The following is a 22,342-nucleotide window of genomic DNA, read 5'->3' as shown; positions in this document are numbered from 1 at the left end:
GCCGGAGTCCAGGCCATGATTCACTTCATCGGCCGAAGCGCAAAGCGTTCCACCTCGAGCGATCAGGCCCTAGCTATCATGGTCGGCAATCCACTGCTCGACCACCGGCGCGATCCGATTGCGCCACTTGCCGCCGTGGAAGATGCCGTAATGGCCGACATCCTTGGCCAGAAGATATTGCTTCAACTTGGCGGGCAACCCCTTGGAAATATCGAGTGCGGCCTTGGTCTGGCCGATGCCGGAAATATCATCCCGCTCGCCCTCGATCGCAAGAAGAGCAATATCGGTGATGGCTTTGGGATCGACGCGGCGACCGCGATGGGTCAATTCCCCCTTGGGAAGCAGATGCTGCTGGAACACGGCCTCGACGGTCTGCAAATAGAATTCAGCGGTCATATCGCAGACGGACCGGTATTCCTCATAGAAATTCTTGGTCGCGTCCGCGCTTTCTTCATCGCCGGCAACGAGATGTTTGAACATCTCCCAATGGCTCGTGAGATGGCTGCCGAGATTCATCGTCATGAAACCCGCCAGCTGCAGGAATCCCGGATAAACGGCCCTGCCCGCGCCGGGATAGGAATAAGGCACGGTGGCGATCACATTCTGCTGGAACCAGCTATGCGGACGTTCGGTGGCCAGAAGGTTGACGGCGGTCGGCGCCTTGCGCGTGTCGATCGGGCCGCCCATCAGGGTCAATGTCTTCGGCCGGGCAGGGTTGCCGTCCCGGCTCATCACCGCAGCCGCCGCATAACAGGGAACGGACGGCTGGCAGACGGCAAGCATATGAGCCCCAGGGCCGATATGCTCCATGAATTCGATCAGATAATCGATATAATCGTCCAGGTCGAAATGCCCTTCGTCCAGCGGCACCATCTTGGCGTCTCGCCAGTCGGTGATGTAGACGTCGTGCGCCGGAAGCATCCGCTCGACGGTGCCGCGCAGCAAGGTGGCATAATGGCCAGACATGGGCGCCACGATCAGCAATCGTGGTGAACCCTCAATTCCCTCGCGCCGAAAGCGTTTCAGCTGTCCGAAAGGCTTGCGGAGGACGATGTCCTCGTGGACCGCGACAGACTTGCCCTCCACGATCGTGGAGTTGAGCGCGAACTCGGGCTTTCCCCTCGGCGCGCTGACATGGGCGAACACATCGAGCGCCGACGCGACGATCGGCCCCATGCCGCTATAGGCGAACGGATTGGCGGGATTCTGCATCCATCCGGCGCCGATATTGGCGAGCGTGCTTGCTCCGGCGAGCAGCGACCGCTGCATTTCATAGGCGTCGTATAGCATCGAACCTCCTAGATGGTGCGGAGCAGCATTAGCGTCAAGCGCGGGCAATAGGCCAATGAATAAGCAAAGGTGCTCCGACGCCGATCGGCTTCGGCATTGAGCAGGTGGTCCGGCACTGCTAGGCCGCCCGGCATGGCAGACCAGGACGCCGACCCACCCGTTTCCAGGAAACTCGGCAACCTCGCCATATTATGGCGGTTCACGATCCGCTATCGGGGCCAGGTCGCCGGGGCTCTGGCGGCGCTCATGGTCGCCGCCGCTGCGACACTGGCCATCCCCAACAGCTTCCGTCTGATCATCGACCGTGGTTTTTCCGCCGCGGGCGGCGATATAAGCCGCTGGTTCCAATATCTGCTGCTGGTCGTTGTCGTGATGGCGATCGCCACCGCCTTCCGCTTCTATTTCGTATCATGGCTGGGTGAACGCGTCGTCGCTGACGTCCGCGAAGCGGTTCAGCGCAACCTGCTCCGGCTGGCCCCTCGATTCTTCGAAGAAAATCGTCCTTCCGAAATCGCCTCCCGGCTGACCGCCGATACGACCATCATCGAACAGGTGGTCGGTACCACAATCTCCGTGGCTCTCCGGAACGTGGTCATGGGAATAGGCGGTGTCATCTACCTGTTCGCGCTCGCACCGAAGCTGGCAGCCATGCTGCTGATCGGCATTCCCCTCGTGATCCTGCCGATCGTCTTTCTGGGCCGGCGGGTGCGGCGGGTTTCCCGTCAGAGTCAGGATCGGGTGGCGGACGTCGGAGCAATGGTGGACGAAGTGCTCGGCGCGATGAAGATCGTCCAGGCCTTTGGACAGGAAGAGCGCGAGGCCAGGCGGTTCGAAGCGGCGGTCGAGAGCGTGTTCGACACCGCGAAGCGAAGAATTTCCCTGCGGGCCATGATGACGGCAATGGTCATTGCCCTGATCTTCAGCGCCATCACCCTGGTCATGTGGCAAGGTGCGCTCGACGTCCAATCGGGCGCGCTCAGCGGCGGCACCATTGCTGCTTTCGTGCTGACCGGCGGTCTCGTCGCGGGCGCCTTCGGAGCCTTGACCGAAGTCTATGGCGATCTGTTGCGCGGTGCCGGCGCAGCCGGCCGCCTGACGGAACTTCTGTCCGAGCAGCCGGAGATATCTGCGCCTGCCAATCCGCGCTCTCTGCCGGCACCGCCACGCGGCGCGCTCGAATATCATGATGTCAGTTTTCGCTATCCAACCCGGCGCGAAGTCAGTGCCCTCAGCGATTTCTCGCTTGCCATCGCGCCTGGCGAAACCGTTGCGGTCGTGGGTCCGTCCGGTGCCGGCAAATCCACCTTGTTCCAGCTCGCCCAGCGTTTCTACGACCCCGAGGGCGGTACCGTCCTGCTGGACGGCGTGCCGATCGTTGAGGCGGACCCGGCCGAGGTCAGGTCCAGGATCGCGGTGGTGCCCCAAGAGACGGTGATCTTCGCTGCCTCCGCCCGCGACAATCTGCGCTACGGTCGCTGGGACGCGAGCGACGAAATCCTGTGGGAAGCAGCGGAAGCGGCGAATGCCGCCGAATTCCTCAGGAAGCTGCCGCAAGGACTGGACACGTTCATGGGTGAAGGCGGAGCGAGGCTGTCGGGCGGCCAGCGCCAGCGTCTCGCCATAGCGCGCGCGATCCTGCGCGATTCGCCACTGCTGCTGCTGGACGAGGCGACGTCCGCTCTCGATGCGGAGTCGGAGCGGCTCGTCCAATCCTCGCTGGAGCGATTGATGAAGGGCCGTACAACCGTCGTCATCGCTCACCGTCTGGCAACGGTAAGGGCTGCTGACCGGATCATCGTCATGGATCAGGGCCGGATCGTCGAGGAAGGCACTCATGACAGCCTGAGCGCGAATGGCGGCCTCTACGCGCGCTTGGCGCGGCTCCAATTCGAAGGCATGGCTGCATAATTAAAAAGGGGCAGCGAAGCCACCTGTGCAACTCCGGGTCGGGACGAGGGATCGGAATGTCGCCTTCAAACCTGCGCACCCCGCGAACCCGGAGGCCTTGCACGAATTCTCCTCGATCGACTCGGGTCCAACCTCATCTCTCGATATCCTGCTGGAATGGTTCCGCACGACCGGCGCGTCCGAGAACATCGTTCGAGTCCAGCCATGGAACGGACATGAAAAAAGGGCGGCCGCAATGGCCGCCCTCCAATCACGGGTCGGAGCTTTCACTCAGAAGGTCGAATACGCCTCGTTTCCGACGAAACCCATTTTCGTGACGTTGGCGCGCTTGGTGACGGCGAGAACTTCATCGACCAATTCATAGCGCGCATTCGGATCGGGCTGGAGATGGAGTTCCGGCACCGGATTCATCGTTGTGGTGATGTCGAGATATTGACGCAGCCTGATGAGGTCCACAGGCTCGCCATTCCACAGCACCGCACCGTTGGGCTGGATCACGATCTTGTTCTTCACCGGGTCGATCGGCGGCGGCTCATTATTCTGCTGATCCACAGGCAAATCCAGCTTCACGGCATGGGTCTGGATCGGGATGGTGATGATGAACATGATGAGAAGAACCAACATGACGTCGATAAGCGGCGTCGTGTTGATGTCCATCATCGGCTCGCCTTCTTCGGTGGCGGCTGCCATTGCCATAATATTGCTCCTAAAACCCTGCTTACATTCTGGTGACGGCGCCACCCGGTGCCGGCTCGGAAATGAAGCCGACGCGGCTGAAGCCCGCACGCTGCATGGTGAAGATGGCTCCGCCGACGCACTTGTACGGCGTGTCGACGTCACCTCGGATATGCACTTCGGGCATCGTTTCCTCGGTGATGAATTCGACCCCGCCAAGCCGCTTGATCTCGTCTTCCAGCTTCTTCACGCCGCGATCGAGCAATTCTTCCGAATCCAGCTTCTGGAGTCCCCAATAGACCTCGCAGCCTCCTGCCCCGTCGCCACGCACGGAGAGGGATACGTTTTCAGGTTTAGTCGTGGTGGGCTCGAACTCGACCTTCGGAAGGTTCACCGGGACCGTTTGGATCACGACGGGGACGGCGATGAGAAAGATGATAAGAAGCACCAGCATGACGTCGACGAGCGGCGTCGTGTTGATGTCCGACATCGGCGTTTCTTCATCCGCGCCTTGGCCGACATTCATGGCCATTTTAGCATTCCTATCTGTCTATCGACTTTCAGGTATCAGGCGGGGCGGCCGGAGCCGCCCCAAAGCGGCTCAGACTTTCTTCGGCGAACCCGTGGTGGCACCGGTCGCGCTGCCCGTCGCGGTCGTGCCACCCGGTCCAGCCGCACCCGGCTGCGCCGCCCGTGCGGCGGTTGCGCCGGCTGCGGTCGCCCGCGTTGTGCTGCTCGGCTTCACCGCGCCGCCGGACATCATATAGCCGTGAAGATCGTTGGAGAAGCGGGCCATTTCCTCGACGATCGACTTGTTGCGGCGCAACAGCCAGTTATAGGCCATCACCGCCGGAACCGCGACGAGGAGGCCGAGCGCGGTCATGATCAGGGCTTCGCCGACTGGGCCAGCGACCGCGTCGATTGATGCCTGGCCTGCCGCGCCGATCTTGATCAGGGCGCGATAGATGCCGATGACGGTACCGAACAGACCGACGAAAGGCGCAGTCGAACCGACGGTCGCGAGCAAGGCGAGACCGGTGCTGAGCTTCGACGCGATGGCGCCCTGGCTGCGCGCCAGCGAGCCGAGCATCCAGTCATGCTGGTCCACGGGATCGGTCAGCTTGTCATGCTGTTCGAGTGCGAGGAGGCCATCGTCGACGATCTGGCGATAGGCGCTGTTCTTTTCCAGCTTCGACGCGCCCTCACGCAAATTGGCCGATTGCCAGAAGGATGTTCTGGCTCGCTTGGCCTGGTTGATAATCTTCTGCTGTTCGAACAGCTTGACGAAGAGAATGTACCAGGACGCAGCCGACATTATGACGAGGATCGCGAAGGTCAACTGGGCGATAAGACCGCCCTGTTCAAGTGCGGCCTGAAGGCCATAGGGATTTTCGCCTGCCGGCGCTGCTGGGGTAGCCATCTCTGTAAGTTCCTCTCTATGTTCAATAAAGCTTCGAATTAACGGCGCTTAATCCTCAGGAAGGACCCAGCGGATGCGGCCGGTGGTGGTATCGGTCGTCGGATTGCCGCTGCTGTCGCGCGCCGGCGTGAACCGCGCTCGGCTCTTCATCAGCCGGCAAGTCGTCGAATCCAGCGAAGACGAACCGCTTGACGAAGTCACGGAGCAATCTGTGACGCGGCCATTGGCGCCGATCTCCAACCGGAATCCCGTTGTGCCGGATTCGCCCGCGCGGATCGCCGATGACGGATAATCGTCGTTGGACACATAAGAAGCCAGATTCGCCTTCGCGCGAGCCGTCTCGACCTTGCGCGGCGGCGGCGGTGGCGCAGGCGGCGCAGGCGGCGCAGGCGGCGCTGTCGGCGTTATCTGCACAGGCGGCGCGATCGGCTGAGCGATGACGGGCGGCGCCGGTGACGGCATGCGTACGAGCGGCGGCGGTGCGACGACCGGCGGCGGCGTCTGCGGCTGGTCGGGCGGCGGCGGCGGCGGCTCCTCTTCAGGGGGCGGCGGCTCCTCCACGTTAAAGGTCTTCAGATCCTTCGCGACCTGCTTCACGACATTATAAGCGAGGCCGGTGACGAAGGCGTACCCGAGCAGAGCGTGAATCAAGGCGACGACCACGATCGCGGTGACGCGGCTCGAGCTCATCTGTTTGTCAGCATATGCCATTAATCAGCCACACTCCCTCTCTCTTGTCTCGTCGTCATGAATCGCCGCGCAGATAACGAAGTTAATCCATAACGGGTCCATCGATGTTTTAACATATCATCGACAAGAAGGAGGTCTCTATCGCGTCGAGGGAGAGGACGCAATCCTCACTTGTCCTGCATGGAAAAAATGTGCCGAGAGGCGAAATGCATGGTTAATGTCCTTGGGTTTATGGGAAAAAGAGCCATTGGTTTGCCCCTCGAAATGAAACATGGAAAAGCGATGAAACATTTTTCCTTACTCGTCGCGGTTGGATTCGGAATGGCGATCGCTATTCCCGCCGAATCGCAAGTGCCTGCCGGAGAGCCCACCTACGCCGACCTTGCAGACCTCGCCCTCGCCGCGCCTGTCGCCGCCCACGTCCGCATCGCAGAAGCCATCGAGCTTGAGGAGGAACAGGCCGTGGGCGTCCCGCCAGGGCTGGCGCGATTCTACGTCGAAGCAGATCTGGTCACCCTGATTCGAAGCGCTCGAGGCCTGCCTTCGCGAATCAATTATCTCGTCGACATGCCGCGCGACGCCAAGGGCCGCGCCCCGAAATTGCGGAAGAAGGCCGAATATATCCTGCTCGCCGCTCCAGTTTCAGGCCGGCCGGATTCGCTGCAACTGGTCGCGCCCGACGCGCAATTGGCCTGGACGCCGGCCCGGGGCGAACGGCTGCGCGCAATCGTCAAGGAAGCGGCAGCCGCCGACGCACCGCCGCACATCACCGGAATCGGGCGCGCCTTCCATGTCCCGGGCGCTCTTGCCGGAGAAAGCGAAACCCAGATCTTCCTTCAGACAGAGGATCGCCAGCCTGTGTCGCTTACCGTCCTGCGCCGTCCCGGCCAGACGCCGCAATGGGCGGTCGCGTTAAGCGAAATCGTCGACGAGGCGGCCGAACCGCCCAGGCGCGAGACCTTGTTATGGTATCGGCTCGCCTGCACCCTACCGCGGGCACTGCCGCGACAGAGCCTGGCCGAAGCGGGCGCCTCGGCCGCCGCCATCCAGTCCGATTATGAGCTGATCCTCGATGAACTGGGCCCCTGTGCGAGAAACCACCCGGGCCGCCGCTAATAGGATGCCAGTTCGACGCCGACCCCGGCGCAGTCGGAATAAATGTCGGGCTTGCGGCTTGCCACGCGCAACGCCGTTACCCCGCGGCGGGCAGCGATCATGGTGTAAATCTCTCGCACCAATGTCTCCTGCAGGTTGAAGCGACGCGCCGACGCCAGCCTGCCGATCTCGTTCCTCAGAAAATCATAGTCCCAGGCCTGCTCGGCCCGATCGTCGGCAGGAAAACTTTCCTCGTCCACCCAGACCTCGATCGTCACCAGCAGCCGTTGCGGCCTCCCGATCTCGAATTCGTGGAATCCTATGTCCACCGGCAGGCAATAGTCTTCGAGGACGATCTTGCGGGTCTTCGGCGCCAGCGCATCCGGCACCAGCCCGTCAAGCGTCTTCATGTCGATCATCGCCTGGGTCCCATGAATTGAACGTCGCGAGGCAATGCAAGGAAACGTTGTCCGGCGTCCAGAACGATCGTCTGGCCCGTCAGGGTGGGAGTGTCGACAATGAACCGCAATGCCGCGACGATTTCCCGGGCTTCGACGCCGCGGCCCAGAGCGTTCAATTTATGCACCGAGTCGAAATTCTCGCGGCTTTGCGGCCCCGAAACCAAAGTGACCGATGGCGCAATGCCGCATACTCTTATCCCCCGCTGCGCGTAGACGCGGGCCTGAAGCTCCGTCAGCCCCGCCAGGCCCATTTTGGAAACCGTATAGCTGAAGAAATCGGGATTGGGCTGGACCAGCTTGGCATCGAGAAGGTTCACGATCAGCCCGCCGTCGCCCGCCATTTCAGCGAAGTATCTCGACAGCAAGGCAGGGGCCCGCAAATTGATGTTCAGATGGGCGTCCCAATTCTCGACCGTGAAATCGCCGGCGCTGTCATGGACGAAGCGAGAGGCATTGTTGACCAGCAGCAATGGAGGGGGGAGCCCGCACAATGCGTCGAAGACGCGGTCGGCGGCCGTGGGCTCGGCCAGGTCCGCGCTGACCACGACGGCATTATCCAGCTCCCGAGCAAGCGCTTCCGCCTCCGCGATCGACTTGTGGCAGTGGATCAGAAGGTGCCAGCCATCGGCGCTTAGTGCCCTTGCAATCGCAGCGCCGATTCGCTTCGCGCCGCCGGTCACGATCGCGGTGCGCGGTCCGGTGAATTCCTGTCCCATGATGGCAGGCGATAAGGGGGGCCGCCGGTGGCGGCAAGGCTTGCGGGCCACGCCGTTTTGGGGTTTGGACCCGAATATGCCGATGGCACCCCCCTTGCCGGATCTGACTGGCCTGTCGCTCGCCGATATCGCGGCACTCGCGGCCGCCAAGAAACTGCCGCCCGTCGAAAGTTGGGATCCGGCCCATTGTGGACCAAGCGCGATGCGCATCGCGCGCGACGGCACGTGGTTCCATGAGGGGAGCCCGATCGGCCGCATGGCGATGGTCAGGCTCTTTTCCACCATCCTGCGCCGCGAGACGGACGGGACTTTCGTGCTCGTCACGCCGGTTGAAAAATTGACGATCGACGTCGAGGATGCGCCCTTCGTCGCAGTCGAGCTCAAGACCGAAGGCGAAGGTGAGGGCAGATCCCTCGCCTTTCGCCTCAACACCGGCGATCTCGTCATGGCAGGACCCGATCATGGATTGCGCTTCGAAACTGCCGCCCTGGGGCCTATCCCCTATCTGGAGGTTCGCAATGGCCTGGACGCGCTCATTGCCCGACCGGTCTATTACGAGCTCGCCCATCTCGCCCTTGCCGAAAGCGCTGAACCCGCGGGGCTCTGGAGCGGCGGCACCTTCTTCCCGATGGCCGGCACTTCGTGACGCTCGCGGCAAATCTGCGGGAAGCCCTGGAGCAGGGACGGCGCCGGCGGCCCGTTCTCATCGGCGGAGATGTGCTGGAAGAGGCCGGGGAACCACCGACCCCGGCGGCGGTGCTGGTTCCGATCGTGGATCGTCCCCAGCCCACGATCATCCTCACCGAACGGCTCGGGACGATGCGCACCCATCCGGGGCAAATCAGCTTTCCGGGCGGCCGTATCGATCCCGACGATCGCGACCCGACCGCGGCTGCGCTTCGCGAGGCTGAGGAAGAGATCGGCCTGCCGCCCCATCTCGTGGAGGTCATCGGCACCGCAGACCTTTACCGCACCGTCACGGGATTCGAGGTGACACCGATCGTCGGCGTGGTCCCGGCGGATTTGCCCCTGGCGGCGCACCCCGGCGAAGTGGCGGCGATCTTCGAGGCACCGCTGGATTATCTCCTTGAGCCGCGACACCAGATCGTTCGCCGCGCCGAATGGCGCGGTCGCGAACGCTCTTATTATGAGATTATCTGGGAAGGGCGCCGAATCTGGGGAGCAACTGCAGCGATGATCGTCAACCTCAGCCGCCGTCTGGAGCTTGTCGCATGAGGCTGCCGCGGACGGAGTGGCAGGAGCGTCGGGGCATGCAGGAATTGCTGGAGGCGCTGCGGGGCGACCAAGGCGATACCCGCTATGTCGGCGGCTGCGTCCGCGACGCGTTGCTGGGCCTCGCGGCGAGCGACGTCGATCTTGCGACGAGACTGGAACCCGAGGAGGTCATGCGGTGCCTGAGGGCCAAGTCGATCAAGGTCGTCCCGACCGGCCTTGCCCACGGCACGGTCACGGCCGTCCTTAACGGCGTCCCCATCGAAGTGACCAGTCTTCGCCGTGACGTTACCACCGATGGCCGCCGCGCCACTATCGCCTTCACGAGCGATTGGAAGGAGGATGCGGCACGGCGCGACTTCACCATAAATGCACTCACGGCGGATCCCGCCTCCGGTGAAATCTTCGACTATTTTCAAGGTCTCGAAGATCTGCAGGCGGGCCGCGTACGTTTCATCGGCGACCCATTGCAACGGATAGCCGAGGATCATCTCCGTATTCTCCGCTTCTTTCGCTTCCACGCGCGCTTCGGCCGGGGCGAACCGGATGCGGACGCACTCCAGGGCTGCGCCGCGCGCGCCAACGATCTGATGGCGCTCTCCCGCGAGCGCATCGCCGACGAGCTCCTGAAACTCCTCGGCCTGCCCTCGCCGCAGCCTGCGGTCGCCCTGATGGTAAAGCATGGCATATTGAAGTCCGTCTTACCCGAAATCCGCTCGGAGGGCGTTGCGCGACTCAGCGCTCTCATCGACAGGGAAAGGCTGGCTGGGGTGGCGGCGGATGCGGTCCGCAGGCTGGCGGCGCTCCTCCCCGCAGACGAGGAGCTGGCGGCCAATGTAGCGGCGCGTCTGCGTTTTTCGCGCAAGATTGCGAAGCGGTTGAGGTCCGCAGCCTCGAGACAGGAAGATGAAGTCGCGAACCCGAGACTGCTCGCTTATCGTATCGGCGTCGAGGAAGCGATTGACCATATCCTTCTAGGCCATGGCGATCCCGTTGCGGTCGAGAAGCTTTCGGAATGGGAAAGGCCACGCCTGCTGATCGGCGGCGGGGATCTGATCGCTATGGGATTGGCTGCCGGTCCCGTCGTCGCACGCACCTTGCAGGCGATCGAGCGGGAATGGGCCCAAGAAGGATTTGCGCCCGAGAAGGAAATGCAGCGTGCCCTCGCGCTGCGGCACGTCGATCAGGCGCTTCGGACCCGCCAATAATCGAGCGCTTCCACGGCGTTGAGCGGCGGCGCGAAATAGAATCCCTGGCCGTGAGTGCAACCCAGATAGGAGAGGGTTCTCGCAAGCTCCGCGGAATCGATGCCTTCTGCCGTCGTCTCCATGCCCAGCGCGTCGGCGAGCGAGAGAACGGCCCGGATGATCGCAATCGAATCACGGTCGTCATGCATGGCCGTCACGAAACTTCGGTCGATCTTGAGGATGTCGATAGGCAAGCGTTGCAGGTAAGCAAGCGAGGTGTAGCCAGTGCCGAAATCGTCCATGGCGACCCGAGCATTCAAGCCCTTGAGCTCTTCCAGAACCCGGCCCGCGCGATACGGATCCTGGATGATCGCGCTTTCGGTAAGTTCCAGCGTCAGCCTTTCACCGGTGACTGCATTGGCGCGCAGCGTTTCAGTGACGACGGCCGCGACATCGTCCCGGGCAATCTGAATCGCCGACAGGTTGACGCTCATCGAGATGGGCAGTTTCGATCCGATCTCTTCATCCCAATCGCGGATTGTCCTGACGGCACTATCCAGCGCCCAACGGCCCAATTCGACGATCAGGCCCGATTCCTCAGCCACCGGAATGAACTCGGTGGGCTGTATGGAGCCACGTTCCTTATGCTCCCAACGCGCAAGGGCCTCGAACCCCGACACCGCCCCTGTGGAAAGTTCGATCAGGGGCTGATAGGCGAGACTTAGCTCACCGCGCTCGATGGCGTGCCGAAGTTCGGTCTCGATGCTGAACCGATGTCGTGCTGCACGCGCCTGCCCTGGTTCGTAAATCTGTATCTGCCCGAGGGTCTTTGCCCGTTTGAGAGCGAATTGAGCGTTACGCAGGACTTCTTCGGAAAGCTGCTCCGTGCCCTTGACCAGCGCGCAGCCGATCGCGCAATCGACCCCAATTTCCAGGTCGGAGAGCTTGAAGGGCGCCGCGAGCACCGATTCGACACGTCGCGCGATCTGAATCGCGTCGTCGACGCCCCGGTCAAGCTTCATCAGAATACCGAATTCGTCTCCGGCCGTACGGGCGAGCACATCACCGGCCCGCAGCGCACCGAAGAGCCGGCGCGCAAAGGTGATTAGCAATTCGTCGCCGGCGATAGCGCCGACGCACTCATTGACCCTGCTGAACCGAACCATGTCGAGCACGAGCACGGCATGGCTGTCCGGCGCAAAGTGAGGGTCGTCGAGGAGAGCATCGATACGTTCATTGAAGCCGAGGCGATTGGGGAGCCCCGTCAGGCTGTCGCGCAGCATCTCGCCGCGCAGGCTCCTTTCGGTCTCCACCTGAGCGGTGATGTCGTGCAGCGACACAAGACAGCGCAGGCCCGAACCCTGGGCTCGGCCCAAGCGGCCAAAGCCGACTTCGAAATGGCGTCCGCCAACGACATGGCCGTCATCGCCCTGGAACTGCAGAGCCTGTTCCTCACCAAGGAGGAAGTTCGTGATCGCGCGGCCGAGCCCGCTCGCCCTCAGGAAATCCACATCCTCCACCAATTTGTCCGTCGCCCGCGGCATTTCCCCGACGAGCGTCAAGAATTGCTTGTTGGCAAGTTCGATATGCGCCTTTCCCTTGGCGTCCAGGCGGACGACCGCCGCCGCGATGGGAAGAGCATCGAGGCAATCCCCCCGTGCCATATCGAGATCGTCGTGGGGCGTGGCAAGGAGGCGCAGGGGCTCGTGCGGGTCGGCGGGAGCGACCTTGGCTGGTTTCTTCAATCCTCTTGCGGATGCGACCTGCATATCTCCATCTTATATTTGGAAGTGATTAAGTCTTGATTTAGAGACGTTAATTGCTGCCATCCGCCCGACCCGCCTCAAAATCGATTGTCGCGAGGGAAGCCGACCGGCGGCATCCGCCCCGCCGCCCCGCGCGCCGTGCGCCAGGCCGAAAGGTCTCCCTCGGTCCGCGTACGTCCGCTCGCGCCACCCATGCCCCAGCTGAGGCCCTCGGCGAAAAGGAAGGTGGTCGCGTCCGCAAGCCCGCCATCGCGGTAACGCTGCAATTGAACACCTTGGCCGCGATTCATTTCGGGCAGTTCGGTCAGCGGAAACACCACCATCTTCCGGTTTTCGCCGATGGCCGCGACATAATCGTCGTCGGGACCAATTTGCCGGACGACGGCCAGCCGGGCGCCCTGGCGCAGGTTGACGACCTGCTTGCCCTTCCGGGTTTCCGCAATCGCACCGGCAGCACTCGTGACGAACCCGCGACCATCCGACGAGGCGAGCAGCAGCTTCGCGCCAGCCGCCGCGGGGAACAAGGCAACGATATTCCCCTCGCCTTCGATGTCGACCATCAACCGAACCGGTTCACCAAAGCCCCGCCCTCCGGGCAGCCGATCTGCCGCGAGCGTATAGAATCGGCCATTGGGCGCGGCGAGCAGGATCTTGTCCGTCGTCTGGGCATGGAAGGCAAAGGCGGGACCATCGCCTTCCTTGAACTTCATCGCCTCGGGATTGGCGAGATCGACATGGCCCTTCATCGCCCGGACCCAGCCGCGTTGCGACATGATGATCGTCACCGGCTCGCGTTCGATCATCGCCTCGAGGGGGATCTCGATGGCCGGCCCGGCTTCCTCGACTCGTGTACGACGACGACCCAGATCGGTATCGGGTCCGTAGCGGTCGCGGAGCATGGCCAGGTCCCGTTTGAGTCTGGTCCGCTGCCGGGCCCGGGATTCGACCAGCTTCGCCAATTCGTCGCGTTCCTTCTCCAACGCCTCGCGCTCGCTCCGGATCTGCATTTCCTCGAGCTTGCGCAAGGAACGCAGCCGCATGTTGAGGATCGCTTCGGCCTGGCGATCGGAGAGCGCGAACTCCGCCATCATGATCGGCTTCGGCTCGTCCTCGTGACGGATGATCTCGATGACCCTGTCGAGATTCAGATACGCAATCAAATAGCCTTCGAGCAGCTCGACCCTGTCGTCGATCTTGGCGATGCGATGCTGGGAGCGCCGGACCAGCACCTCGAACTGGTGGCCAAGCCATGCCGACAGCACTTCCTTCAAGCTCATCACCCTGGGCGTGTGGTGGGCGTCCAGCACGTTGAGATTGAGCGAGACCTTGACCTCGAGGTCCGTCATCCGGAACAGACTCTCCATCAGCATTTGCGGATCGACCGATCGGCTTCGCGGCTCGATGACGATCCGGATCTCGGCGTCGGATTCATCTCGGACATCGGCGAGGATCGGCAGCTTCTTGTCGGCGATCAAGGCAGCGATCTGCTCGATCAGCTTCGACTTCGGAACCTGGAAAGGAATTTGGGTCACCACCGCCGTCCAGGTTCCCCGTCCCTGATCTTCGGTCGCCCATTCGGCGCGTACCCGGAAGCTGCCCCGGCCAGTCGCATAAGCATTGGCGATGGATTCGGCGCTGTCGACGATGACGCCGCCGGTCGGAAAATCCGGACCGGAAACGAAATCCATCAGCGCCGACGGCTCTGCGCCGGGATCGTCGATCAGGTGGATGGCGGCATCGATCACTTCGGCCGCATTGTGCGGCGGGATGGAGGTGGCCATGCCGACCGCAATGCCGCTGGCACCGTTGGCGAGGAGGTTCGGGAACAGCCCTGGAAAGACCTCGGGCTCCTCCTCCTCGCTATTATATGTGGGACGAAAATCGACCGTGCCTTCGTCGAGCCCCGCCATCAGCTCATAGGCGGCCGCGGTCAGACGGGCCTCCGTGTAGCGCATCGCCGCCGCATTATCGCCATCGACATTGCCGAAATTGCCCTGTCCGTCGACGAGGGGGTACCGAAGCGAGAAAGGCTGAGCGAGACGGACCATCGCATCGTAGATGGATTGGTCGCCATGCGGGTGATACTTACCCATGACGTCGCCCACCACGCGCGCGCATTTCTTGTAGCCGGCGGCGGGATCCAGCTTGAGCAGCCGCATTCCCCACAAGAGACGCCTGTGCACCGGTTTCAACCCGTCGCGAACGTCCGGCAGAGACCGTGCAGTGATCGTCGACAGGGCATAGACAAGGTAACGCTGCGACAAAGCGTCATCGAAGGGGGAATCGACAATCTGGTCGAATTCATCGGGCGATGTGGACATGAAGGCAGCGATAGCAGCGCGTTGCGCAGGAGGCGAGCGGGACCGACGGAAAAAGCACTCTGACAGCCGCTCCAATGCGTCTACCGATGAGGACCCCATGGGAGACGAGCATGCGCCTGACCCTCTATGTCCTTGCTTTGACCAGTCTGCTGGCGCTAGCCGGCTGTGTCATGAGCGAACCTGTACCGCCTGAAAAATTCGTGGAACGACCGGACGGTCTGATGATCTGGCCCGATCTGCTCGAACGTGAACGGCCCCGAGAAAGCCTTGCCATCCCATATGGCGAAGATGCGCTCCAAGTCGTCGACCTCTGGTTGCCGGAAGGAAAGGGGCCGCATCCGACGGTGCTGATGGTCCATGGCGGCTGCTGGACAAGCGAAATCGCTGATCGGCGGATCATGAATTGGCTTGCCGACGATCTTCGTAAACGCGGCATTGCCGTGTGGAACATCGACTATCGGGGCGTCGATCGGCAGGGGGGCGGCTACCCCGGCACCTTCCTCGACGCAGCCAGGGCGGCCGACGCGCTGGCCGCCAGTGCCGAAAAATATGAGCTCGACATCTCCCGGCTGGTCGCTACCGGCCATTCCGCCGGTGGGCATCTGGCCCTCTGGTTGGCAGGGCGGCCCCGCCTTCCCATCTCCAGCCCGCTCCGATCGTCCAACCCGATCCCGATCAAGACCGCGGTGAGCCTCGGCGGCCTGCCCGACCTCGAAGAGGCCGCACGCGAACCCGGAAGCGGATGCGGAACGGAGGTGATCGCCAAGATCAGCGGAGGGAGTTTTGCCGACACGTCGGTGCCGCGTCTGGCGCCGCTGGGCGTCAGGCAAATATTGATCAACGGCCTGCAGGACAGGGTTATTCCGACTGCCTATGCGGAAGGCTATGCAGGGCCGATGCGGGCCGCCGGAGACGCTGTCGAGGTCACGATGGTCGACCACACCGGACATGTCGAGCTCATCGCTCCGGAGTCGAAAGCCTGGACGGTCGCACGCCGGAAAATCGAAGATGCGCTGGGCCGATAGCTGAATGGACAGGTGCGGGCGGATGAAAAGTCCGTCGATCCGACCCGCTTAACGGTTCCGCTGATTGCGCCACGAATGCAGTTCCACTATAGGAACTCCCCCGCCCCGCCCGCGCGTCGCATCGACGCCGCGTCCGGGGCGCACTGTTTTTAGCCGGAGGCTCTCACCCATGTCCCGCCGTCGCCAGATTTACGAGGGCAAGGCCAAGATTCTCTATGAAGGACCTGAGCCTGGCACCCTGATTCAATATTTCAAGGACGATGCCACCGCCTTCAACGCCCAGAAAAAAGGCACGATTTCCGGAAAGGGCGTCCTCAACAATCGCATCTCCGAACATGTCTTCACCTTGCTCGCCCAGATCGGCATCCCCACGCATTTTATCCGCCGGCTCAACATGCGCGAACAGCTTATCCGGCAGGTCGAGATCGTCCCGATAGAAGTCGTCGTCCGTAATGTCGCTGCGGGCTCGCTGTCGAAGCGTCTGGGCATCGAAGAGGGCGTCCAGCTCCCGCGTACGATCATCGAATATTATTACAAGGACGATGCGCTCGGCGATCCCTTGATCGCCGACGAACATATCGCCTGTTTCGGCTGGGCGAGCCAGGACGAGATGAACGACATTGCCGACATGGCCGTGCGCATCAACGATTTCCTGGCAGGGCTGTTCGCCGGCATCGGCATCCGGCTCGTCGACTTCAAGCTGGAATTCGGCCGTCTCTGGGAAAATGATTTCTCGCGCGTCATCCTTGCGGACGAGATCAGCCCCGACGGCTGCCGGCTCTGGGACATGGCCACCAACGAGAAGCTCGACAAGGACCGTTTCCGCCGCGACCTGGGCGGCGAAGCTGAAGCCTATCAGGAAGTGGCCCGGCGCCTCGGCCTGCTCCCGGAAGGCGAATCCAACATGGTCCTCGACCTGGACGAGCATCGCCAGAAGCGGGGCCGCTGAAGGCCCGCCTCACTATGCGGTCGCGACCGGCGCGGCAGAGGCAGACAAGTGAGCTTCGCAAGCGCGCGGTGCAGGAACTGGAGAGGAAGAGCGGACAAGTTCGAGCCGGATTCGCCGTCTTTGCCTCCAGGGCGGATCGCATGAAGAAAAGCCCCGTCTTGGATAGGACGGGGCTTTTGCTGATCCGAATCTTCTTATGAGCTTAGCGAGTGCCCGCCTCAGGTCCGCCAATGGCAATCGGGGTCGAGGCGGCGGCGCGGCGCTGTACCGATTGCAGGTAATTGGAGGATTGCATGAAGGGAACCGGATTGACGGCCTTCCCGTCGAGACGGACTTCATAATGAAGATGGCTTCCCGTGGAGCGGCCGGTAGAGCCCATTAGCGCGATCATGTCGCCGCGCTTCACCCGTTGCCCCTCCTGAACCAGCGATTTGGAAAGGTGGCCGTAACGCGTCTGGATGCCGCGGCCATGGTCGAGTTCCACGAGATTGCCATAGCCGTTCACCCACTGCGAGCGGCCGACAAAGCCATCCGCGGTGGCATAAATGGGCGTGCCGATCGGGCCGGCTAGGTCGATCCCGGCATGCATGGCGGCGCGGCCGCGGAAGGGATCGGAGCGGACGCCATAACCGGAGGTGAAGGCGGTGCCATGCACGGGTTCGGTGGAAGGAATGGCGATCGTGCCCTGTTCGAGCTTCTCCAGCCTCTTCCAGCTCATGAACAAGGCCTTGAAATTGGGATCGGCGACGCGCGTAGCCGGCACCGCTTCCAGCGGACCGCCCACACCTTCCTGGAGCCGGTCGGGATCGAGGCCGAGACGTCGCACTTCCCGCGCCGTCAGATGATAGCGAGCCTGGGCGACCTTTTTAATCGTCAGAACATCGGCCTGCATCGATTCCATTTCCCGCTCCATCCGCGCGATATCGGCCTGACTGGGACCGGCGGCGACAATTGCGAGCTGAGCCGCGGCGAAGATCGACCAAAGCAAAAGGCTAAGCGCGGTCACTGCGAGCGCGAACTGCACCCGGCTGCCGATGGTGAGACGCCGGAGGCTGGTGCCATCGTGAAAGAAAATTTCGCGAGCTTTGAAAAGATTGCGGAACTTGCCCGCCACTCCCGCATTGGTCATTTGCACAAGTTTAATCATCCAATCCCCCGCTGCCGCCGAAAGCGCGGCCGCGCGCTGTGTCACAATCCGGGCGGTTAAGCCCGTCGAATACGTTCGGAAGTTGCCCACCCCGCGACGTGTGACCGGAGATTGTTAAACATATCCTGCCGCGGCAACCCCGGAGCGGAAATCGCGGGACGGATCGGGCGGGCGGCGGGTTGAAGCGTTGAAGCGTGATGAATCCGCTCAAATGATTTGTGCTGCGTTAACCATATATTCCGGAAAATTCTGCGATTTCCGAGGGGATTCGGAACTCCAATTTTCGAATGAGCGCAAGAGACCCTCGGCCGCAGGGACGGATGAGAAGACGATTCAGCTCAGCGTCTTTGCCACCGCGAGCACCGCTTCGGCATGGCCCGGAACCTTCACCTTGCGCCAGATGCGGTGAATGCGGCCGTCCCTGTCGATCAGGAAGGTGGCGCGGTCGATGCCCATATATTTGCGGCCGTACATGGATTTCTCGACCCACGTCCCGAAGGCCTCGCAGAATGACCCGTCGAGATCGCTGGCCAGCGATACCTTCAGACCATATTTGTCGATGAACTTCCGGTGCTTCTTGGCATCGTCCCTGGAAACACCGAGGATCCAGGTTCCCGCCTGTTCGAATTGCTCCGCAAGCGCCGTGAAATCCTGCGCTTCCCGCGTGCAACCGGACGTGTCGTCCTTCGGGTAGAAATAGAGGACGAGCTTCTGCCCGCGAAAATCGGTCGGGCTGATCTGCTTTCCCTCGAGGCTTTCCAGCTTGACGTCGGGGACGGGATCGCCTTCCTGCAGCATGTTCAGGCTCCTTTTTCATAGGCGACGACGCGCCAGAGTGTGCTGATCCTTTGACGCGCATCGTCGTGCGCCGCAAGCAAGGCGTTCCAATTCTCCAGGCCGCACGCGCGGGCGACCAGATTCTTGCTGGCGTCGGCTGGCTCGGCCGAGCTCGGCGAAACCAGTCTGAGAATGACGAGGATCCGCGTCAGCAGATGCAAGGCCGGCTCGATGTCGGGACCGATCAGTCCTTCCGCCTGTAATTCCGCCAGTGCGCGCTCGAGATGCGGGTTAAAGCCGATGCGATGCTTCAGCTGGAGTATATGGATGGCGAATTCGAGATCGACCAGCCCCCCCTCCCCCAGCTTGATATCGAAAGGGCCGTTGGGCGGCTTGTGGATCGCCATTTCGGCTCGCATCCGAACGGCGTCGGCGATCAAGCGTGCGGCATCTCGAGGCTGGGCCAGAGCGGTATCGATGGCCTGCTGCAGAAGCGATCGTCCTGCTGCCGAGCCATAGACCGGTCTCGCCCTCGTCAGGGCCATATGCTCCCAGGTCCAGGCCTGGTCCCGTTGATATAGGGCGAAGCTTTCGACCGACACGGCCAGCAGCCCATCCTTGCCGGAAGGACGAAGGCGAGTATCAATTTCGTAGAGGGGGCCAGCCGCGGTGGGGACGCTCAGCGCGGCCGAGACCCGCGCGGCCAACCGGTTGAAATAATCCGTCGCACGAAGGGGTTTGGGGCCGTCCGATTCTGATTCATGCGATCCGCTGAACAGATAAACGAGGTCGAGATCGGAGGCGTGGGTGAGCGCCTCGCCGCCGAGCCGCCCGAGGCCGAGAATGAGCAGTTCCGATCCTGCTACGCGACCATGCCGCGCCTCGAATTCGGCGGTCGTCGCGTCGGCAAGCACGATGATGGCGGCTTCGGCAACGCGGGAATAGCCTCCGGCGACATCGATTGGGTCACTGTATCCCAAGATGAGCTGGGCCCCGAGCGCGAAGCGCCTTTCGTTGACGCGGCGGCGCACGCTGTCCAGAAGCAGTTGATAATCACCCTCGGCGCGATCCAGACGAGAAAATTCACGTGCCATTTCCGATACATCCGGCGGCAGATCGAACGCGCTGGCATCGATCAGCCCATCCAGCAGCTCGGGACGGTGACCGAGTTGCTCGGCAAGCGCAGGCGCGTGGCTGAGCAGGGTCGCGAGATGCTGGGCAAGGCCTGGTCGCGCATCGAGCAGACGATAGAAATTCACCCCGCTGGGGAGCCGCATGACAAGATCATCGAATCGTATCATCGCCTGGATCGGATCGGGTGCCTCGACGAAGGCGCTCACCAGGCCCGGCAGCATGGCTTCGAACGCATCGCGCGCCGGCGCGGTACGAAGCGAGCGCGCCTTGCCGGAACGCCAGCTCTCGATACGGAGACGTGCCGCTGCCGGATCGGCGAAGCTGGCCTCGCCGAGCCATTGCTCTAGAGCCTGCTCGTCCCGAGGCAGGCGAATGTCTCCACCACCGTCGAGCCCGTCATAAATGGCTGCAACATGGGCGACGGGTCCCTCCAGCACGGCGAGCAATTCTACCCCGTCCTCGACACCGTGGAGCCTCGCAACGTTGTCCAGCGCGATCCGATCCGCGGGGAGGGTGTGGGTCTGCTTGTCGTCGACCATCTGCAAACGGTGCTCGATGGTGCGGAACAACCGATAGGCAGAAGCGAGGTCATGGGCTGTATCCTGATCGATGCGGTCGGCACCGGCGAGCGCGCAAAGTGCGTCCAGGGTTGCAGGCGCCCGCAGGGACAAATCCCGGCCGCCGTGGATAAGCTGATGGATCTGGGCGAAGAATTCGACCTCTCGAATGCCGCCGCGACCGCGCTTAAGGTCGAAGCCGGGGCCGAAACGCTGGCCCGGCGCATAATGGTCCCGGATCCGCCGGCTGATCGACTGGATTTCTCCGATCGCCCCGAAATCGAGGGAGCGCCGCCAGACGAAGGGATGAATGGCCTCCAGGAAATAGTGGGCCAAAACGAAATCGCCCGCCACCGCGCGCGCACGGATGAAGGCAGCGCGTTCCCAGGGCAGGGCGCTGGTTTCATAATAAGAGATGGCGGCATCGACAGGCAGGGCGATCGGCGTCACTTCGGGTGACGGACGCAGGCGAAGGTCCACCCGGAAGACGTAGCCCTCTTCATCACGCTTCTGGAGAAGTTCGATGATGCGCTGCCCGATTCGCACCGCGGCCTCGCCCGCCTCCTCTCGCGGCCTGCGCGGAAGGGTTGCCGGATTGAACAGGAAGATGAGATCGACGTCGGAGGAGTAGTTGAGCTCGCGGCTGCCGTGCTTGCCAAGGGCAATGATAGCAAAGCCTTTCGTTTCGGCCTCCGGCGTCCTTTCCGCGATCACAGCGGCCAGCGCCTTTTCCAATGCCGAGTCGGCGAGGTCCGAAAGCGATCCGACGATCCGCTCCAGAGGCAGGGCCCCGGCAAGATCGGCGATACCCAACGTCAACGCCAAGGCACGCCGCTCTCGGCGAAGCGCGGAGGCCAGTGTAAGCGCGCCGTGGCCAGCGCGCCGTGCAAGCATCATCGCATCTTCCACCAGCCCATTCCCGAGCGCTTCGGAAATGGCAGGAAAGCTGTCGAGCTGGAAATTCAGGAACGGCGCGTGAAGTCTGGCGCGCGCAATCGCATCATTCATTTCCCGTTTACGATGTGTCTTATTCATACAAGAGCTTAACACCGGTTCCATTGAGGATGCGCAACGGTTGAAACCCATTGGAGCGATAGACGTTCTTGGACCGTGAATACGCTCAATCCGAGAAAAGAAGCGATGATTCGTGCTTCCTCAAGGCGGTTCGTGAAGGTCGCCCCGCCCACGCTTCATGCAGGCGTGGGAAACGCCCTGCGCGAGGCGTTTGCCTTGAATGGCGAGCAACGCTCGCTGCAGACGTTCGAGGATCTGCTCGCTCGTCTTGACTAAGACGTTTCGCAGCGGGAGCGTGCGCGAGACGAATCCCGTTCGATCAGCCTTGAGGGTCGCGATCGCGACTTAGTTCATCCACCTCGTTCATGATCGATTGCAGCGCCGTTTTGTTTGCATCGGTTTCATGGAGCCGACGGGAAGGCAGCTTGCCATCGGTGAGCAGGCTTTCCAGCGCAACCCTGCCCCGCGCCACGCGGCTCTTGATCGTGCCGACGGCGCAGCCGCATATTTCGGCCGCTTCCTCATAGGCAAAGCCTCCGGCGCCGACCAGGATCAGCGCTTCGCGCTGCGGTTGGGGCAAATGGAGGAGCGCGCGTTGCATGTCGCCAAGTTCCACGTGACGGTCTTGGCTGGCCGGCGCCGCGAGCAGCTTCGATGCGGTGATCTCGTCCCATTCGCCCTTGAACCGCGCTCGGCGCATCTGGCTCAGGAAAAGATTGCGTAGGATGATGAAGGTCCAGGCCCGCATATTGGTGCCGGCCTGAAATCTCTTGCGGGCAGCCCAGGCCTTGAGCAGCGTTTCCTGAACGAGATCGTCGGCGAGGTCACGGCTGCCAGAGAGCGAGCGCCCAAAGGCACGCAGGTGCGGGATGACCTGGGCCAGCTGGTCCTTGAACTCATCGTCCGGCAACGGCACCGGATCGGCCCGTTGCTCGTCACTCAATTCGGAAAATGCCGGCCGGTCGCCTGCCATCATT

The 22,342-nt window shown here is 62.4% G+C and carries 21 protein-coding genes; 8 read left to right on the top strand and 13 right to left on the bottom strand.

Annotated elements, in window-relative coordinates; translation table 11 throughout:
* Positions 1 to 69: 69 nt before the first annotated feature.
* Positions 70 to 1,290 (bottom strand): polyhydroxyalkanoate depolymerase, encoded by a 1,221-nt coding sequence (locus RQX22_RS03865; protein WP_315723827.1) that lies wholly within the window; start codon positions 1,288 to 1,290, stop codon positions 70 to 72.
* Positions 1,291 to 1,422: 132 nt separating this feature from the next.
* Here RQX22_RS03865 and RQX22_RS03860 point away from each other — a divergent pair, with 132 nt between their 5' ends.
* Positions 1,423 to 3,198 carry an ABC transporter transmembrane domain-containing protein gene (locus tag RQX22_RS03860; RefSeq protein WP_315723825.1) on the top strand — a complete coding sequence of 592 codons (1,776 nt, stop codon included), beginning with the start codon at positions 1,423 to 1,425 and terminating at the stop codon, positions 3,196 to 3,198.
* A 270-nt stretch (positions 3,199 to 3,468) separates the two neighbouring features.
* Here RQX22_RS03860 and RQX22_RS03855 read toward each other — a convergent pair whose 3' ends face one another.
* From RQX22_RS03855 to RQX22_RS03840, 4 genes are all read right to left on the bottom strand, one after another.
* On the bottom strand, positions 3,469 to 3,894 hold the full coding sequence (locus RQX22_RS03855; RefSeq protein WP_315723823.1) for an ExbD/TolR family protein: 426 nt from the start codon (positions 3,892 to 3,894) through the stop codon (positions 3,469 to 3,471).
* A gap of 22 nt (positions 3,895 to 3,916) precedes the next feature.
* A complete protein-coding gene (locus RQX22_RS03850) occupies positions 3,917 to 4,405 on the bottom strand; it encodes an ExbD/TolR family protein (RefSeq protein WP_315723821.1) in 489 nt (162 codons plus the stop codon).
* Positions 4,406 to 4,474: 69 nt separating this feature from the next.
* The gene (locus RQX22_RS03845; protein ID WP_315723819.1) at positions 4,475 to 5,293 is read right to left on the bottom strand and encodes a MotA/TolQ/ExbB proton channel family protein; all 819 of its coding nucleotides are present in this window, start codon (positions 5,291 to 5,293) and stop codon (positions 4,475 to 4,477) included.
* A 48-nt stretch (positions 5,294 to 5,341) separates the two neighbouring features.
* Positions 5,342 to 6,004 carry a TonB family protein gene (locus RQX22_RS03840; RefSeq protein ID WP_315723817.1) on the bottom strand — a complete coding sequence of 221 codons (663 nt, stop codon included), beginning with the start codon at positions 6,002 to 6,004 and terminating at the stop codon, positions 5,342 to 5,344.
* 261 nt (positions 6,005 to 6,265) lie between these two features.
* On the opposite strand from RQX22_RS03840, the gene RQX22_RS03835 reads away from it, so the two are divergent.
* Entirely contained in the window at positions 6,266 to 7,099 is an 834-nt protein-coding gene (locus RQX22_RS03835) for a hypothetical protein (RefSeq protein ID WP_315723816.1), read from the top strand.
* Here the strand turns inward: RQX22_RS03835 and RQX22_RS03830 are convergent.
* Both RQX22_RS03830 and RQX22_RS03825 read right to left on the bottom strand, forming a co-directional pair.
* On the bottom strand, positions 7,096 to 7,497 hold the full coding sequence (locus tag RQX22_RS03830; RefSeq protein WP_315723814.1) for a dihydroneopterin aldolase: 402 nt from the start codon (positions 7,495 to 7,497) through the stop codon (positions 7,096 to 7,098). The two genes, RQX22_RS03835 and RQX22_RS03830, sit on opposite strands and share 4 nt — an antisense overlap.
* Complete coding sequence (locus tag RQX22_RS03825) at positions 7,494 to 8,255, bottom strand: SDR family oxidoreductase (RefSeq protein WP_315723812.1); 762 nt, start codon at positions 8,253 to 8,255, stop codon at positions 7,494 to 7,496. Before RQX22_RS03825 ends, RQX22_RS03830 begins: the two co-directional genes overlap by 4 nt.
* A gap of 76 nt (positions 8,256 to 8,331) precedes the next feature.
* Here RQX22_RS03825 and RQX22_RS03820 point away from each other — a divergent pair, with 76 nt between their 5' ends.
* The 3 genes from RQX22_RS03820 to RQX22_RS03810 are packed head-to-tail and all read left to right on the top strand — an operon-like array spanning position 8,332 to position 10,696.
* Complete coding sequence (locus RQX22_RS03820; RefSeq protein WP_315723810.1) at positions 8,332 to 8,901, top strand: DUF1285 domain-containing protein; 570 nt, start codon at positions 8,332 to 8,334, stop codon at positions 8,899 to 8,901.
* Positions 8,898 to 9,491 carry a CoA pyrophosphatase gene (locus tag RQX22_RS03815; protein WP_315723808.1) on the top strand — a complete coding sequence of 198 codons (594 nt, stop codon included), beginning with the start codon at positions 8,898 to 8,900 and terminating at the stop codon, positions 9,489 to 9,491. Before RQX22_RS03820 ends, RQX22_RS03815 begins: the two co-directional genes overlap by 4 nt.
* On the top strand, positions 9,488 to 10,696 hold the full coding sequence (locus tag RQX22_RS03810; RefSeq protein ID WP_315723806.1) for a CCA tRNA nucleotidyltransferase: 1,209 nt from the start codon (positions 9,488 to 9,490) through the stop codon (positions 10,694 to 10,696). The genes RQX22_RS03815 and RQX22_RS03810 overlap by 4 nt, the downstream gene beginning before the upstream one ends.
* On the opposite strand, the gene RQX22_RS03805 is transcribed toward RQX22_RS03810, so the two are convergent.
* Together RQX22_RS03805 and parC are read right to left on the bottom strand one after the other, a co-directional pair.
* Entirely contained in the window at positions 10,672 to 12,420 is a 1,749-nt protein-coding gene (locus tag RQX22_RS03805) for a putative bifunctional diguanylate cyclase/phosphodiesterase (protein ID WP_315723804.1), read from the bottom strand. The two genes, RQX22_RS03810 and RQX22_RS03805, sit on opposite strands and share 25 nt — an antisense overlap.
* 98 nt (positions 12,421 to 12,518) lie before the next feature.
* Entirely contained in the window at positions 12,519 to 14,762 is a 2,244-nt protein-coding gene (gene parC, locus RQX22_RS03800) for a DNA topoisomerase IV subunit A (protein ID WP_315723802.1), read from the bottom strand.
* A gap of 110 nt (positions 14,763 to 14,872) precedes the next feature.
* Between parC and RQX22_RS03795 the strand changes: the two genes are divergently transcribed.
* Positions 14,873 to 15,787, top strand: coding sequence for an alpha/beta hydrolase family protein (locus RQX22_RS03795; RefSeq protein WP_315723800.1), 915 nt, complete (start codon positions 14,873 to 14,875; stop codon positions 15,785 to 15,787).
* Positions 15,788 to 15,956: 169 nt separating this feature from the next.
* Positions 15,957 to 16,736 (top strand): phosphoribosylaminoimidazolesuccinocarboxamide synthase, encoded by a 780-nt coding sequence (gene purC, locus RQX22_RS03790; protein ID WP_315723798.1) that lies wholly within the window; start codon positions 15,957 to 15,959, stop codon positions 16,734 to 16,736.
* A gap of 202 nt (positions 16,737 to 16,938) precedes the next feature.
* On the opposite strand, the gene RQX22_RS03785 is transcribed toward purC, so the two are convergent.
* From RQX22_RS03785 to glnE, 3 genes are all read right to left on the bottom strand, one after another.
* Positions 16,939 to 17,883 (bottom strand): M23 family metallopeptidase, encoded by a 945-nt coding sequence (locus RQX22_RS03785; RefSeq protein ID WP_315723796.1) that lies wholly within the window; start codon positions 17,881 to 17,883, stop codon positions 16,939 to 16,941.
* Positions 17,884 to 18,216: 333 nt separating this feature from the next.
* Positions 18,217 to 18,681, bottom strand: coding sequence for a peroxiredoxin (locus tag RQX22_RS03780; protein WP_315723794.1), 465 nt, complete (start codon positions 18,679 to 18,681; stop codon positions 18,217 to 18,219).
* A gap of 2 nt (positions 18,682 to 18,683) precedes the next feature.
* Positions 18,684 to 21,359 (bottom strand): bifunctional [glutamate--ammonia ligase]-adenylyl-L-tyrosine phosphorylase/[glutamate--ammonia-ligase] adenylyltransferase, encoded by a 2,676-nt coding sequence (glnE, locus tag RQX22_RS03775; RefSeq protein ID WP_315723792.1) that lies wholly within the window; start codon positions 21,357 to 21,359, stop codon positions 18,684 to 18,686.
* 102 nt (positions 21,360 to 21,461) lie between these two features.
* Between glnE and RQX22_RS03770 the strand changes: the two genes are divergently transcribed.
* On the top strand, positions 21,462 to 21,641 hold the full coding sequence (locus RQX22_RS03770) for a hypothetical protein (protein ID WP_315723790.1): 180 nt from the start codon (positions 21,462 to 21,464) through the stop codon (positions 21,639 to 21,641).
* 43 nt (positions 21,642 to 21,684) lie between these two features.
* Here the strand turns inward: RQX22_RS03770 and RQX22_RS03765 are convergent, their stop codons facing one another.
* Positions 21,685 to 22,341: a sigma-70 family RNA polymerase sigma factor gene (locus tag RQX22_RS03765; protein WP_410001592.1), complete on the bottom strand. Its 657-nt coding sequence runs from the start codon at positions 22,339 to 22,341 to the stop codon at positions 21,685 to 21,687.
* Position 22,342 lies beyond the last annotated feature (1 nt).

The organism is Sphingosinicella rhizophila (genome assembly GCF_032378825.1).
GTDB classification, from domain to species: domain Bacteria; phylum Pseudomonadota; class Alphaproteobacteria; order Sphingomonadales; family Sphingomonadaceae; genus Allosphingosinicella; species Allosphingosinicella rhizophila.
Note: the sequence above shows the minus strand (reverse complement) of the source record. Positions and strands in the feature narration are given on the sequence as shown.